At 59.2% G+C, this 12,937-nt stretch carries 15 protein-coding genes; 14 read left to right on the top strand and 1 reads right to left on the bottom strand.

The genetic code is table 11. The features are described from left to right. Positions 1-69 precede the first annotated feature (69 nt). Positions 70-816 carry a YebC/PmpR family DNA-binding transcriptional regulator gene (locus QRN85_RS16475; protein ID WP_062585554.1) on the top strand — a complete coding sequence of 249 codons (747 nt, stop codon included), beginning with the start codon at positions 70-72 and terminating at the stop codon, positions 814-816. Between the two features lie 1,204 nt (positions 817-2,020). On the opposite strand, the gene QRN85_RS16470 is transcribed toward QRN85_RS16475, so the two are convergent. Next, the gene (locus tag QRN85_RS16470; RefSeq protein ID WP_113093578.1) at positions 2,021-3,022 is read right to left on the bottom strand and encodes an LLM class flavin-dependent oxidoreductase; all 1,002 of its coding nucleotides are present in this window, start codon (positions 3,020-3,022) and stop codon (positions 2,021-2,023) included. A gap of 211 nt (positions 3,023-3,233) precedes the next feature. Here QRN85_RS16470 and ruvC point away from each other — a divergent pair, with 211 nt between their 5' ends. The 13 genes from ruvC to tolB all read left to right on the top strand — a co-directional run bounded on the left by ruvC (position 3,234) and on the right by tolB (position 12,876). After that, positions 3,234-3,746: a crossover junction endodeoxyribonuclease RuvC gene (ruvC, locus tag QRN85_RS16465; protein ID WP_062584550.1), complete on the top strand. Its 513-nt coding sequence runs from the start codon at positions 3,234-3,236 to the stop codon at positions 3,744-3,746. 24 nt (positions 3,747-3,770) lie between these two features. Next, entirely contained in the window at positions 3,771-4,388 is a 618-nt protein-coding gene (gene ruvA / locus QRN85_RS16460) for a Holliday junction branch migration protein RuvA (RefSeq protein WP_062584552.1), read from the top strand. A 145-nt stretch (positions 4,389-4,533) separates the two neighbouring features. Continuing rightward, a complete protein-coding gene (gene ruvB, locus QRN85_RS16455) occupies positions 4,534-5,574 on the top strand; it encodes a Holliday junction branch migration DNA helicase RuvB (protein WP_062585556.1) in 1,041 nt (346 codons plus the stop codon). 1 nt (position 5,575) lies between these two features. After that, a complete protein-coding gene (locus QRN85_RS16450; protein WP_502870789.1) occupies positions 5,576-6,469 on the top strand; it encodes a metallophosphoesterase in 894 nt (297 codons plus the stop codon). A gap of 50 nt (positions 6,470-6,519) precedes the next feature. Beyond that, on the top strand, positions 6,520-6,738 hold the full coding sequence (locus QRN85_RS16445) for a hypervirulence associated TUDOR domain-containing protein (protein ID WP_062584556.1): 219 nt from the start codon (positions 6,520-6,522) through the stop codon (positions 6,736-6,738). 45 nt (positions 6,739-6,783) lie between these two features. Then, complete coding sequence (locus tag QRN85_RS16440; protein ID WP_284759605.1) at positions 6,784-7,365, top strand: DinB family protein; 582 nt, start codon at positions 6,784-6,786, stop codon at positions 7,363-7,365. Beyond that, positions 7,358-7,870 (top strand): NUDIX hydrolase, encoded by a 513-nt coding sequence (locus tag QRN85_RS16435; RefSeq protein ID WP_284759374.1) that lies wholly within the window; start codon positions 7,358-7,360, stop codon positions 7,868-7,870. The genes QRN85_RS16440 and QRN85_RS16435 overlap by 8 nt, the downstream gene beginning before the upstream one ends. Continuing rightward, complete coding sequence (locus QRN85_RS16430) at positions 7,867-8,385, top strand: NUDIX hydrolase (RefSeq protein WP_284759373.1); 519 nt, start codon at positions 7,867-7,869, stop codon at positions 8,383-8,385. The genes QRN85_RS16435 and QRN85_RS16430 overlap by 4 nt, the downstream gene beginning before the upstream one ends. Beyond that, positions 8,378-8,818, top strand: coding sequence for a tol-pal system-associated acyl-CoA thioesterase (gene ybgC / locus QRN85_RS16425; RefSeq protein ID WP_284759371.1), 441 nt, complete (start codon positions 8,378-8,380; stop codon positions 8,816-8,818). The genes QRN85_RS16430 and ybgC overlap by 8 nt, the downstream gene beginning before the upstream one ends. Before the next feature lie 261 nt (positions 8,819-9,079). Continuing rightward, on the top strand, positions 9,080-9,799 hold the full coding sequence (gene tolQ, locus QRN85_RS16420; protein ID WP_062584564.1) for a protein TolQ: 720 nt from the start codon (positions 9,080-9,082) through the stop codon (positions 9,797-9,799). 31 nt (positions 9,800-9,830) lie between these two features. Then, a complete protein-coding gene (tolR, locus tag QRN85_RS16415; RefSeq protein WP_062584566.1) occupies positions 9,831-10,289 on the top strand; it encodes a protein TolR in 459 nt (152 codons plus the stop codon). Positions 10,290-10,296: 7 nt separating this feature from the next. Beyond that, positions 10,297-11,481 carry a cell envelope integrity protein TolA gene (tolA, locus tag QRN85_RS16410; protein ID WP_062584568.1) on the top strand — a complete coding sequence of 395 codons (1,185 nt, stop codon included), beginning with the start codon at positions 10,297-10,299 and terminating at the stop codon, positions 11,479-11,481. Between the two features lie 81 nt (positions 11,482-11,562). After that, entirely contained in the window at positions 11,563-12,876 is a 1,314-nt protein-coding gene (gene tolB, locus QRN85_RS16405) for a Tol-Pal system beta propeller repeat protein TolB (protein ID WP_062584570.1), read from the top strand. Positions 12,877-12,937 lie beyond the last annotated feature (61 nt).

The raw sequence follows: 12,937 nt of genomic DNA, 5'->3' as shown, positions 1-12,937 counted from the left end.
GGCTTGAACAGCCGGGCTATCGCACATATAAGGCCCCAATTCCGAACAAGAGATATGATCAGGGGTGCCATGGCTGGCCATTCACAGTTCAAGAACATCATGCATCGCAAGGGAAAACAGGATTCGATCCGTTCGAAGATGTTTTCCAAGCTCGCACGTGAAATCACCGTTGCCGCCAAATCCGGTCTGCCGGACCCGGCCATGAACGCTGCCTTGCGTCTGGCAATCCAGAACGCCAAGGCGCAGTCCATGCCGAAGGACAATATCGACCGCGCCATCAAGAAGGCGTCGGGAGCGGACGCGGAAAACTATGATTACGTGCGCTATGAAGGCTACGGCCCCGGCGGCACGGCAGTCATCGTTGAAGCGCTGACCGACAACCGCAACCGCACGGCCTCCAATGTTCGCTCCATCTTCACCAAGGCCGGCGGCGCACTGGGCGAAACCGGATCGGTTTCCTTCTCCTTCGACCGCGTGGGTGAAATCACCTACAAGGCTTCCGTTGGCGACGCCGACAAGGTGATGGAAGCGGCAATCGAAGCCGGTGCCGACGACGTGGAAAGCAGCGAAGAAGGCCACACCGTCATCTGCGGTTTCGAAGAAATGAACGAGGTTTCCAAGGCGCTTGAAGCGGTTCTTGGTGAAGCCGACAGCGTCAAGTCGATCTGGAAGCCGCAAAACACGGTGCCTGTCGATGAAGAAAAGGCGCAATCGCTGATGAAGCTCATCGGCAACCTGGAAGACGATGACGACGTACAGAACGTCTATTCGAACTTCGAAGTCTCCGAAGAGATCATGGCCAAGCTTTCGGCTTGATAACCATATGAGTGGTATCGTCACCCCGAGCCTCAATGCGGGCTTCGGGGTGATGACGGGAGGGGCTTGGTCGGGCAGGACGCGACTCCGTGCTCGACCTGCAGTTCTGCCCAATGTTTTAGACCGTCATCCCGGACTTGATCCGGGATCCAGTGTGATCAAGTCCTTGATCACGAAAGAGTCATGCGCACCGCAGACGCGGCGCTGCTGGATTCCGGCTCAAGGCCGGAATGACGGAGCGGGCGTTCGGTAGGCCGTGGCCCCGGCAGCGCCGGGGCTCCTTGTCGTTTTAACGATAGCTCAACGGCCTCGCTCAAAGATGGTTTGGCCCACCGACAATAACCGTCATCCCGGACTTGATCCGGGATCCAGTGTGATCAAGTCCTTGATCACGAGAGAGTCTTGCGCACCGCAGACGCGGCGCTGCTGGATTCCGGCTCAAGGCCGGAATGACGGCGGGGGCGTTGGGGAGGCCGTGGCCCCGGCAGCGGATGCGCCGTGGCTTTTGGTTTTCAACGATACCTCAACGGCCTTGCTCAATGGTGGTTTGGCCCGCCAACACTAACCGTCATCCCGGACTTGATCCGGGATTTAGTGTGATCAAGTCCTTGATCACGAGAGAGTCTTGCGCACCTCAGACGCGGTGCTGCTGGATTCCGGCTCAAGGCCGGAATGACGGAGGGGGCGTTCGGGAGGCCGTGGCCCCGGCAGTGGATGCGTCTTGGCTTTTTGTTTTCCAACGATACCTCAACGGCGCCTTGCTCAAAGGTGGTTTGGCCCACCGGCAATAACCGTCATCCCGGACTTGATCCGGGATCCAGCGTGATCAAGTCCTTGATCACGAGAGAGTCTTGCGCACTGCAGACGCAGCGCTGCTGGATTCCGGCTCAAGGCCGGAATGACGGAGGGGGCGTTGGGGAGCCCGTGGCCCCGGCAGCGCCGGGGCTCTTGTCGTTTTAACGATAGCTCAACGGCTTTGCTCAAAGATGGTTTGGCCCACCGACACTAACCGTCATCCCGGACTTGATCCGGGATCCAGTGTGATCAAGTCCTTGATCACGAAAGAGTCTTGCGCACTGCAGACGCAGTGCTGCTGGATTCCGGCTCAAGGCCGGAATGACGGAGCGGGCTGAATGACGGAGGAGGGCGCTCGGGAGGCGGCGGCCCCGGCAGCGGATGCGCCGGGTTTTCTATCAAGATCAGATCAAGCCGCGAGCTTAAGCCCGCCACGGACATCGGCAAAGACTTCTACGGAGCGCAGACGTTTTTCGATGCTGTGGACGGGCATGGAAATGATCAGTTCATCTGCTCCGGTTTCCGACAGGAAATCCGCCAGTTTGCGCTCGACTGTGGCGTGCGAACCCACGACGGCGTATCTGAGCGTGTGATCTACCGTCATGCGCTCCATGTCGCTCCAGAGACCATCCATGCTTTTTACCGGCAGGGGGAACTGGGTGCGGACATTTTTGCGCAGGTTCACGAATTGCTGCTGGGCGGAGGTGAAGAGGTAATTGGCCTCCTCGTCCGTATCAGCGCCGACGCCCATGACACCGACCATGACATAGGGCTTTTGCAGGGTAGCCGATGGCTGGAAGCGTTCGCGGTAAATGGCGATGGCATCCATCAGCATATCCGGTGCAAAATGCGAGGCGAAGGAGTAGGGCAGGCCAAGTGCCGCGGCCAGATGCGCGCTGTAGACGCTGGAGCCCAGCAGCCAGATCGGCACATTGCTATCCATTCCCGGGACCGACAGGATGGCCTGATCCGGCTCCGGCGCGCCGAGATAACGCTGCAATTCCACGATGTCATGCGGGAAGTTCTCTGCGCCTGAATCCAGGCTGCGGCGCAGAGCGCGCGCGGTGCGCATATCTGTTCCCGGTGCGCGGCCAAGGCCAAGGTCAACACGGCCCGGCAAAAGGGCTGCCAGCGTGCCGAACTGTTCGGCAATGACGAGCGGCGAATGGTTGGGCAGCATGATGCCGCCTGAGCCAACGCGGATGTGTTTGGTTGCAGCGCCGACATGGGCAATGACGAGTGCGGTTGCGGCACTGGCAATGCCGGGCATACCGTGATGCTCTGCCAGCCAAATCCGTTCAAAGCCCTGTTCTTCTGCCTTCACCGCCATAAGGCGTGAATTCTCAAGAGCAGTGCTGACGCTCTCGCCTTCACCAATGGGCGACAGATCGAGTATGGAAAAAGGGATCATCGGACGCTCCTATTGGAATTTCAGCTTTTCCCCGATGTAAGTTCTGCAGCGACGTTTGCCAGTCCAGTCGCGTCGAATTGATGCAAGGATCAGAAAAACTGTAGCGACCCGCCCTTGGCGGCGGACAGGCGCGGAGCGGGATAAATCTGCAATGTTGTCGTTTTGTTCACTTATCGCTGGCAGGTTTCGCTGCTCAAGGATAGGGTAAACCATGCAGAATGCGATTCGAATTATCGGGATTGATCCAGGGCTGAGGCGAATGGGCTGGGGCATCATTGAAACCATGGGCAACAGCCTGCGTTTCGTGGCCTCCGGCACTGTCACGTCGGACGGCGACATGGATCTGGCATCGCGGCTTTGCCAGCTGCATGACGGGCTCTCGGAGATCGTGCATTCACACCAGCCGCATGAGGCCGCTGTCGAGCAGACCTTCGTCAATAAGGACGCCGTGGCGACGCTGAAACTCGGCCAGGCGCGCGGCATTGCCATGCTGGTTCCCGCGCGTGCCGGGCTGCCGGTTGCCGAATATGCGCCCAATGCCGTCAAGAAGGCGGTGATCGGTGTGGGACACGGCGAGAAGCAGCAAATCCACATGATGCTGAAGATTTTGATGCCGAAGGCCGAATTCAAGGGCAATGATGCGGCGGACGCTCTTGCCATTGCCATCTGCCACGCCCACAACCGGGCAGGCGAGCGTATGCGGCGCGTGCTGGCGGCGGGCTGATTTTCTCTTTTTACGGACGTTACGATGATCGGAAAACTCAAGGGCACCATCGATGAAATCGGCGATGACTATGTTCTCGTCGATGTGCATGGCGTGTGTTACGTGGCGCATTGCTCGGCCCGCACGCTTTCGCGGCTGGGATCGGTCGGCGAGGCGGTGGTTCTCTTTATCGAAACCTATGTGCGCGAGGACCAGCTGAAGCTTTTCGGCTTCATGAGCGCGCTGGAACGGGAATGGTTCAACCTGCTGCAAAGCGTGCAGGGCGTGGGCTCCAAGGTGGCGCTGGCGGTGCTGTCGACCCTGTCTCCGTCAGAGCTTGCCAATGCGATCGCGCTTCAGGACAAGGTCGTCGTATCGCGCGCGCCGGGCGTGGGGCCAAAGGTGGCGGTGCGTATCGTCACCGAACTGCGCAACAAGGCGCCCGCCTTTGCCGGTGAAGCCTCCGCCTCCATCGGTCTCAAGCAGGAACTGGGCGAGGGCGTTGCATCAGCCCCCGTCGCCGATGCCGTTTCGGCGCTGACCAATCTTGGCTACTCGCGCGACCAGGCGGCCAATGCCGTTGCTGCGGCGCTGAAGAATGGCGGCGAGGGCGGTGATAGCGCCAAGCTCATCCGGCTGGGCCTGAAGGAGCTTTCACGGTGATGACGCCAATGCTATTTTCGACCGGATTTTAAAAGGTGAGAGCGCTTTTTCGCCATAGTGTTTCGGAAGACCGTGACGTCAAGGTGATCAGCAAGATGTCTGCAACGGCTGACACAATGGAATGCCATATGATGGAATGTCTGACATGAGCGACGCGGCACGGTTGATTTCTTCAGAAAAGCGCGGCGAGGATATCGACACGACGTTGCGGCCACAGACGCTGGATGATTTTACCGGCCAGGCTGAGGCGCGCGCCAATCTGAAGATTTTCATCGAAGCGGCAAAGAACCGTGGCGAGGCGCTGGACCATGTGCTGTTCGTCGGCCCGCCCGGTCTCGGCAAGACGACGCTGGCGCAGATCATGGCCAAGGAATTGGGCGTGAATTTCAAGTCCACGTCAGGGCCGGTCATCGCCAAGGCGGGAGATCTGGCCGCGCTTTTGACCAATCTGGAAGAGCGCGATGTTCTGTTCATCGACGAAATCCACCGGCTGAGCCCCGCCGTCGAGGAAATTCTCTATCCGGCAATGGAAGATTTCCAGCTGGACCTCATCATCGGCGAAGGCCCTGCGGCGCGCTCGGTGAAGATCGATCTGTCAAAATTCACGCTGGTTGCCGCCACCACGCGGCTTGGGCTTTTGACCAACCCGTTGCGGGACCGCTTCGGCATTCCGGTGCGCCTGTCTTTCTACACCGTCGATGAGCTTGAGCTGATCGTGCGGCGCGGTGCGCGCATCATGGGCTTGCCGATGACGGAGGAGGGTGCGCGCGAAATCGCCCGCCGTTCGCGTGGTACGCCGCGCATTGCCGGACGGCTGTTGCGCCGGGTGCGCGACTTTGCCGAAGTGGCGAGGGCAGAATCGGTGACGCGCCAGATCGCGGATGAGGCGCTGACGCGCCTGCTGGTGGACAATATGGGGCTCGACCAGCTCGACATGCGCTATCTGATGATGATTGCCGTCAATTTCGGCGGTGGGCCAGTGGGTATCGAAACCATCGCGGCGGGTCTTTCGGAACCACGCGACGCCATCGAGGATATCATCGAGCCATACATGATCCAGCAGGGCTTTATCCAGCGCACACCGCGCGGACGCATCCTGACCGCAACGGCGTGGAAGCATCTTGGAATGCAGCCGCCGAAAGATATCGATGCTGCGCAGTTTCGCCTGACGCTTGAGGACGACTGACGTGATCACCCGGCGCGCACTGCTCAAGACAGCCGCGACCATGGCGGCGGGGCTGGTCTCTCTGGGTGCCTATGCCGGAGGTATCGAGCCGCTGGCGAGACTGTCCACCACGCGCTACCGCATCAATCCGCCGGGCTGGCCAAAGGGGCAGAGCCTGCGTCTGGTTGTGCTGGCGGATTTTCATGCCTGCGAACCCTGGATGCCCGCCGAGCGGATCGCGCGGATCTGCAACTATGCCAATACGCTGGGCGGCGATGCGATCCTGCTGATGGGCGACTACATGTCCGGCATGAAGCTGGTGACGGGCGTCGTTCCACCCGCGGAATGGGCCAAGGCTCTGTCAGTCCTCAAGGCGCCCTACGGCGTTCACGCTGTCTGCGGCAATCATGACTGGTGGCAGGACCCGGAGGCGCAGCGATTGCGGCTCAAGGAAACCGTGGCGCACAAGGCCCTGCGCTCGGTGGGCATCGAGGTTCACTCGAACCGGGCCGTGCGCTGCGGCACCGACGCCCAGCCATTCTGGATCGCGGGTCTGGAAGACCAGTGGGCCTATCTGACGGGACGCCGCACGAGCGGGCTCGATGACCTCCCGGGAACGCTGGCACAGGTTACCGACGATGCTCCGGTCATCCTGCTCGCGCACGAGCCGGATATTTTCGTATCCGTGCCATCACGCGTTTCCCTGACACTTTCGGGCCATACGCATGGCGGGCAGGTCAATCTGTTCGGTTGGCGCCCGGCCGTTCCGTCGCGCTTTGGGGAACGTTTCGTCTACGGTCATGTGGTGGAAGATGACCGCCACCTCGTCGTTTCCGGCGGCCTTGGTTGCTCCATTGCGCCGATTCGCTTTATGTCGCCACCCGAAGTCGTCGTCATCGAACTGGGCAGCGCCTAGGAACCATCCGCGCCGCCGCTCATTCCCCGTTTTTTCACGAGGAGAATGGAATGACGAAATTTCGCAAGGGTGCAAAGGTTCAGTGGAAATGGGGCTCCGGCAAGGGTGAGGGCAAGGTGGCCGAGAGCTTTACCGAGGATGTCGAGCGCAAGATCGATGGTTCCACCATCAAGCGCAAGGCAAGTGAGAGCGAACCGGCCTATCTGATCGAGCAGGAAGACGGCGGACGCGTTCTGAAAAGTCATTCCGAGCTTGAAAAGGCCGACTGAGCAAGGAACATGGACCCTGCGCGCATTCGCGAAAGGGGTGAAGAGATGGGCTACGATCCGTGCCGCGTGTTCAGAAAGCTGGCGCGCAACAACCGTCTGGCCAATCTGAGACTGCACTCCGCCTGTCTTCAACTGTCGCAGGCGGAGTTCGTAGCGCCCCGCAGCGGCTTCTTCCCGACCATCCGCGCCACTCTGAACCATATCTACACCGTCGATCTGTTCTATCTCGACGCCGTGAAAGGTGGAACACTGGGCTATGCCGCCTTTGCGGTGGAGAAGCCTTTCGCTGACATGCCTGCCTTGCAACAGGCCCAGGCAAAGCTTGACGAAGCGCTGATAGAATTCGTGGATGGCGTTCAACCTGAAAATCTTTCCGCCACCGTAAAGGTGCATCGCGATGGACGCATACAGCAAGACCGTTGCGACGATATTCTCAGCCACCTCTTTCAGCACCAGACCCATCACAGGGGGCAGGTGCACGCCATGCTGTCTGGAAGTTCGGTCAAGCCACCGCAACTGGACGAATTTATTGTCGGGGACGATGCTGGCGTTCGCAAAGTCGAGCTGGACGCGCTAGGCTGGTCGGAACGTGACCTCATGTTTCCGAAAGATAAATCCCATGACTGAAGACACCCGCATCCGCATAAAATTCAAACCCAAGCGCATTTTCCAGATGCGCGTGGCAGGCATCGCCTTTCGGAATGGTCATGTGCTGGTGCACCGGGCAACGCATGAGAAATTCTGGAGTTTTCCCGGTGGCCGCGCCGAAATGGGCGAGCAATCCCGCGAAACGCTGGCCCGCGAAATGGTCGAGGAGCTCGGTGCCGAGGCTAAGGTCGGGCGGTTGCTGTGGGTGGTCGAGAACTTCTTTCATTACGAAGGCAAAGACTGGCACGAGCTTGGCTTCTATTACCTGATGGAGCTTCCCGAGACATTTCCGTTCCATGAGGAAGACATCGTTCACCGGATGCAGGATGGCAAGCACCCGCTGGAGTTCCGCTGGGCAAGGGCGACCACGCAAGCCTTGACGGAGCTCGACATTCCACCGTATTTCATCGCCGGTGAGATCGAAAACCTTCCTGCTTCGACCCAGCATATCGTCTGGGATGATGGCAATCTGGACGACAAATGAATGACATACTGCCTTCACGGCACATGATCCGGCTGGATCACAAGCCGCAGCTTTTCAGCTTCCGCGTGGCGGCTCTGGTGATGCGGAACGACCATCTGCTGGTGCACCGGAGCCTGACAGACAGTTATTGGGCGCTGCCCGGCGGGCGCGCCGAGATCGGGGAAAGCTCGGAAGATACGATCCTGAGAGAGATCAGGGAAGAGCTTGATGTCGATGCGCGCATCGAGCGTCTGTTGTGGACGGCGGAGAACTTCTTCTCCAATGGCGACTACAACGCCCATGAGCTTGCGTTCTATTATCTCATCCATCTCGAAGAGGATTTTCCGTTTCACGAGACTGAGATCGTTCACCGCACCGTTGATGGTGTCGATCTCGAATTTAGATGGATGAGGGCGGATGGCGCGGTGCTGAGCGAAAACGACCTGAGACCTGCCTTCATCGCCCAGCGGATCGAGACGCTACCGCAGCGCCATGAGCATCTCATCGTGCGTGAAGGAGTGCCGCGTCATGGCTGAACTGACCGTATCGCTGTCCGGCGAATTGATCGAACACGGGCATCGTTTGACGCAGCGCGTCTATTATGAGGACACGGATTTTTCCGGCCTCGTCTATCACGCCCGTTATCTCCATTTTCTTGAGCGCGGCCGCACGGATTATCTGCGCTGCCTCGGCTGCGAGCAAAGCGCCCTGCTGACAGCCGACGAGGAAGGGCTGGTGTTTGTCGTTCACCGCATGGAGATCGACTTCAAGTCGCCTGCGCGCATGGACGATGTGTTGACGATATCAACGCTGACGGAGAAGGCGGGGGGCGCGAAGATGGTCCTCAATCAGGAAATCCGGCGGGGGGAAACGCTTCTTGTTGCCGCAAAAGTGATTATTGCCGTCATCAATGCCAAGGCAAGACCGCGACGCCTGCCCGATACCATCGCCGAAAAATTTCTAAAGTAAGAAAAGGCGAATTGCCGAGTGGCTTCTTAAAGTGTCCATTTCGTAACACTCTCTTAACCATAATGTAGTCTTACTTAACCATCCGGTATTTGTAAGCCGCACGCCTTCCTTTTACCAAATTTACCGGCAAGTAAGGCGTAATGGCAATATCGGGGCATGGCTCAAGGGGTTTTCGGCGGTCGCTGCAGGATCCCAAGCGTTGATGCGCGTTTAAATCGCCCGGTCATGCACCGGGCGTTTGGATTCGGGGATTGAATATTTATGGAACAGGCAGGTTTGGCAGCGGCAACGCACGACGTAAGTCTCTGGGCTCTGTTCATGCAGGCTGGCCTCATCGTCAAGCTGGTCATGATCGGACTTCTTGCAGCGTCGGTCTGGACATGGGCTATCGTCATCGACAAATACGTCGCTTTCGGTAAGGCCCGGCGGAATTTCGACCAGTTCGAACAGGTTTTCTGGTCGGGTCAGTCGCTGGAAGAGCTGTACCGCACTCTGGCCGAGCGTCAGAACACCGGTCTTGCGGCCATCTTCGTTGCGGCAATGCGCGAATGGAAGAAGTCCTTCGAGCGTGGCGCCCGTTCTCCCATCGGTCTGCAGATGCGTATCGACCGGGCGATGGACGTGACCATGGCGCGTGAAAGCGAAGGGTACGAGGCACGCCTGGGCTCTCTGGCGACAATCGGTTCCGCCGGTCCGTTCATCGGTCTTTTCGGTACGGTCGTTGGTATCATGACCTCGTTCCAGGCCATCGCCGGTTCGAAGTCTACCAACCTTGCCGTCGTTGCACCGGGTATCGCTGAAGCGCTTCTGGCAACGGCCATCGGTCTGGTTGCGGCTATTCCGGCGGTTATCGCCTATAACAAGTTCACAGCCGATGCGGGCAAGCTCTCTTCGCGCATGGAAGGCTTTGCGGATGAGTTCTCCGCGATCCTGTCGCGCCAGATCGACGAGAAGCTGCAAACCCGTCAGGCCGCGCAGTAAAAGCGCAGTCTGACCGAGTGGAGTAAACATTATGGGAATGTCAGCAGGTGGTGGCGGCGGCGGTGGTTCCGGTGGACGCCGGGGCCGTGGACGCCGCAAGGGCGGTGCAATCAGCGAAATCAACGTGACGCCGCTGGTCGACGTCATGCTGGTGCTGCTCATCATCTTCATGGTGGCAGCGCCAATGATGACGGTCGGCGTGCCCGTCGATCTTCCGCAGACCTCCGCCAACGCCCTCAATTCCGATACGCAGCCGATCACCATTTCCGTCAATGCGAATGGCGTGATCCATCTGCAGGAAACGCCTATCGAGGCTACGGAAGTGGCCGACAAGCTGCAGGCGATTTCGACCACGGGCTACAATGAACGCATCTTCGTGCGCGCAGACTCGGTTGCCGCCTACGGCATCGTGGCTGACGTCATGGCGCGTATTCAGGCCGCAGGCTTCAAGAATATTGGCCTTGTGACCCAACAGAAACAGGACAATTGATCTAGGCATGAAGGGCAGCGTCACCACATCTGCAATCGTGCACGCCTCGCTGCTGGCCTTTGCCCTCGTGTCTCTTGGGTCGCCGCCGCCGCTGGAGGTGACTGAGGCTGAGTCGATGCCTGTCGACCTCGTGTCGGTGGAAGAAATGACGCAGATCCAGCAGGGCGACAAGAATGCGCCCAAGGCTGAGAAGTCCGCGCCCGTACCAACCACACGCCCCGATATCGTGCCAAACGCCCAGAACATGGGTAACAACATGGCCGATCTGGACGCACCGCCGACGCCGACGGAAAAGCCCAACAACAATGACAGCGCTGCCGCCCCGCCCAAGCAGGAGAAGCCGGCCCCTGTCGTCGATACCAAGCCCAACGATGTGAAAGACATCGTCAAGGAAGAGACGTCTGCGCCCAAGCCGCAGGAAACGGCTTCGCTGCCTGTTCCCAAGCCGGAAATCGTGACGCCGCCCAAGCCTGCCGAGCCGCCTGCCCAGCAACAGGCGCAGGAGCCGCCACCGCAAAACCAGGAGCCGGCCGAAATTCCCGTGCCGCCAAATGTGCCGCGCCCGAATTCACGCCCGCAGCCACCTGAGCCGAAGCCGGAGCCGCCAAAGCAGGCAGAGCAAAAGCCTGCCGAACAGAAGCCCGCTGAAAAGCCAGCGGAAAAGAAACCGGAACAGGCGAAGTCGACCGACAAGCCTTCCGACAAGAAACCGGCTGATCGCAAGCAGGAAACGGCAAAATCTGCCGCATCCCAGGCAAGCGAGTTCAATGCCGATGAAATCTCGGCTCTGCTGAACAAGCAGGCACCGTCCGGTGGTGGCGCTAAGCGTTCCACGGAAACGGCGTCGCTGGGCGGCAAGAAGACAATCGGCACGGGTTTGAGTGCCAGTGAAATCGACAGTGTCAGAGGTCAGATCCAGCAGAACTGGGCCATGGCTTCGGGCCTCACCGGTGTTGCCGAGGTTCGGGTGGTCGTTCGCGTGCAGCTGGATCAGTCCGGCAACATTGTCGGACAGCCCGAGGTTACGGCAACAGGTGGACCGGAAGGAACGCGCCGCGCCGTTGAAGGCAGCGCGCGCCGCGCGATCTTCAGGTCCGCTCCGCTGAAAAATCTGCCCGCTGAAAAATACGATGGCGAAAAAGGATGGAACACACTGGTTCTGAACTTCGACCCATCTGAATTTGCGCTTTGAACCGACAGTTTTGGGACCGATGACAACACCCCTACCCAATTCGATGTCCAATTTTTGTATGAAGCTGAAAGGCTTGTCTCAATGATCAAGTTCTCTCTCCTGCGTGCGGCAATGGTTGCCTCCGGCATTCTGTTTTCGTTCGTGGCAGTCACACCGGCCAGTGCTGAAGTCCAGATCAACATCAACAAGGGTAACGTTCAGCCGCTGCCCATCGCGATTACCGATTTCATGTCGAATGACGGCATCGGTGCGCAGGTTTCGCAGGTCATCGCGGCCGATCTCCAGAGGTCCGGGCTGTTTGCGCCGGTCAACAAGAGCGCCTTTATCGAAAAGATCAGCAATCCCGATCAGCAGCCACGTTTCGAGGACTGGAAGGTCATCAATGCGCAGGCGCTGGTGACGGGGCGTGTGACGAAGGAGGCCGATGGCCGTCTTCGCGCCGAGTTCCGTCTGTGGGATACATTTGCCGGTCAGCAGATGAGCGGACAGCAGTTCTTTACCCAGCCTGAAAACTGGCGCCGTGTCGCCCATATCATAGCCGATGCGATCTATGAGCGCGTAACCGGTGAAAAGGGCTATTTCGACACCCGCGTCGTCTTCGTGTCCGAAAGCGGACCGAAGACCGCCCGCAAGCGCGCCCTGTCCATCATGGATCAGGACGGCTTCAACGTTCGCAACCTGACCAACACCAACGACCTCGTTCTGACGCCGCGCTTTTCGCCCAGCCGTCAGGAAGTGACCTACATGTCGTTCGAAGGTCAGCAGCCGCGCGTTTACCTGTTGCAGCTGGAAACCGGACAGCGCGAAGTTGTCGGCAATTTCCCCGGCATGACGTTCTCGCCACGCTTCTCGCCCGATGGTCAAAAGGTCATCATGAGCTTGCAGCAGGAAGGCAACGCCAACATCTACACCATGGATCTGCGTTCGCGCACCACGACGCGCCTGACCAATACCGGCGCGATCGATACGGCTCCATCCTATGCGCCGGATGGCCAGCGCATCGCCTTCGAAAGCGACCGCGGCGGACGTCAGCAGATCTACGTCATGAATGCCGATGGCTCCGGGCAGACGCGTATTTCCTTCGGCGATGGTTCCTATTCCACGCCGGTCTGGTCTCCGCGCGGCGATCTGATCGCCTTTACCAAGCAGTCTGGCGGCAAGTTCTCGATCGGCGTGATGAAGCCGGACGGTTCGGGCGAGCGCATTCTGACGACGGGCTTCCACAATGAAGGACCGACATGGGCGCCAAATGGCCGCGTGCTGATGTTCTTCCGCCAGAATGCAGGTTCCGGCGGCCCGCAGCTCTACTCCATCGATCTGACCGGCTATAATGAACAGCTGATCAAGACACCGACATTTGCATCCGACCCGGCCTGGTCGCCGCTGCTGGATTGACAAAACCATTATGGCGGCGCCTAAGAGCGTCGCCATATTTCTAAGCATGTCACATCGGGAC

The organism is Agrobacterium sp. fls2-241-TYG-188a (assembly GCF_030209845.1).
Note: the sequence above shows the minus strand (reverse complement) of the source record. Positions and strands in the feature narration are given on the sequence as shown.

Excerpts from the sequence above, each read along its gene's own strand:
- QRN85_RS16475 (WP_062585554.1), top strand. The coding sequence starts at position 70 with ATGGCTGGCCATTCACAGTTCAAGAACATCATGCATCGCAAGGGAAAA.
- QRN85_RS16470 (WP_113093578.1), bottom strand. The coding sequence starts at position 3,022 with ATGATCCCTTTTTCCATACTCGATCTGTCGCCCATTGGTGAAGGCGAG.
- ruvC (WP_062584550.1), top strand. The coding sequence starts at position 3,234 with ATGCAGAATGCGATTCGAATTATCGGGATTGATCCAGGGCTGAGGCGA.
- ruvA (WP_062584552.1), top strand. The coding sequence starts at position 3,771 with ATGATCGGAAAACTCAAGGGCACCATCGATGAAATCGGCGATGACTAT.
- ruvB (WP_062585556.1), top strand. The coding sequence starts at position 4,534 with ATGAGCGACGCGGCACGGTTGATTTCTTCAGAAAAGCGCGGCGAGGAT.
- QRN85_RS16445 (WP_062584556.1), top strand. The coding sequence starts at position 6,520 with ATGACGAAATTTCGCAAGGGTGCAAAGGTTCAGTGGAAATGGGGCTCC.
- QRN85_RS16440 (WP_284759605.1), top strand. The coding sequence starts at position 6,784 with ATGGGCTACGATCCGTGCCGCGTGTTCAGAAAGCTGGCGCGCAACAAC.
- QRN85_RS16435 (WP_284759374.1), top strand. The coding sequence starts at position 7,358 with ATGACTGAAGACACCCGCATCCGCATAAAATTCAAACCCAAGCGCATT.
- QRN85_RS16430 (WP_284759373.1), top strand. The coding sequence starts at position 7,867 with ATGAATGACATACTGCCTTCACGGCACATGATCCGGCTGGATCACAAG.
- ybgC (WP_284759371.1), top strand. The coding sequence starts at position 8,378 with ATGGCTGAACTGACCGTATCGCTGTCCGGCGAATTGATCGAACACGGG.
- tolQ (WP_062584564.1), top strand. The coding sequence starts at position 9,080 with ATGGAACAGGCAGGTTTGGCAGCGGCAACGCACGACGTAAGTCTCTGG.
- tolR (WP_062584566.1), top strand. The coding sequence starts at position 9,831 with ATGGGAATGTCAGCAGGTGGTGGCGGCGGCGGTGGTTCCGGTGGACGC.
- tolA (WP_062584568.1), top strand. The coding sequence starts at position 10,297 with ATGAAGGGCAGCGTCACCACATCTGCAATCGTGCACGCCTCGCTGCTG.
- tolB (WP_062584570.1), top strand. The coding sequence starts at position 11,563 with ATGATCAAGTTCTCTCTCCTGCGTGCGGCAATGGTTGCCTCCGGCATT.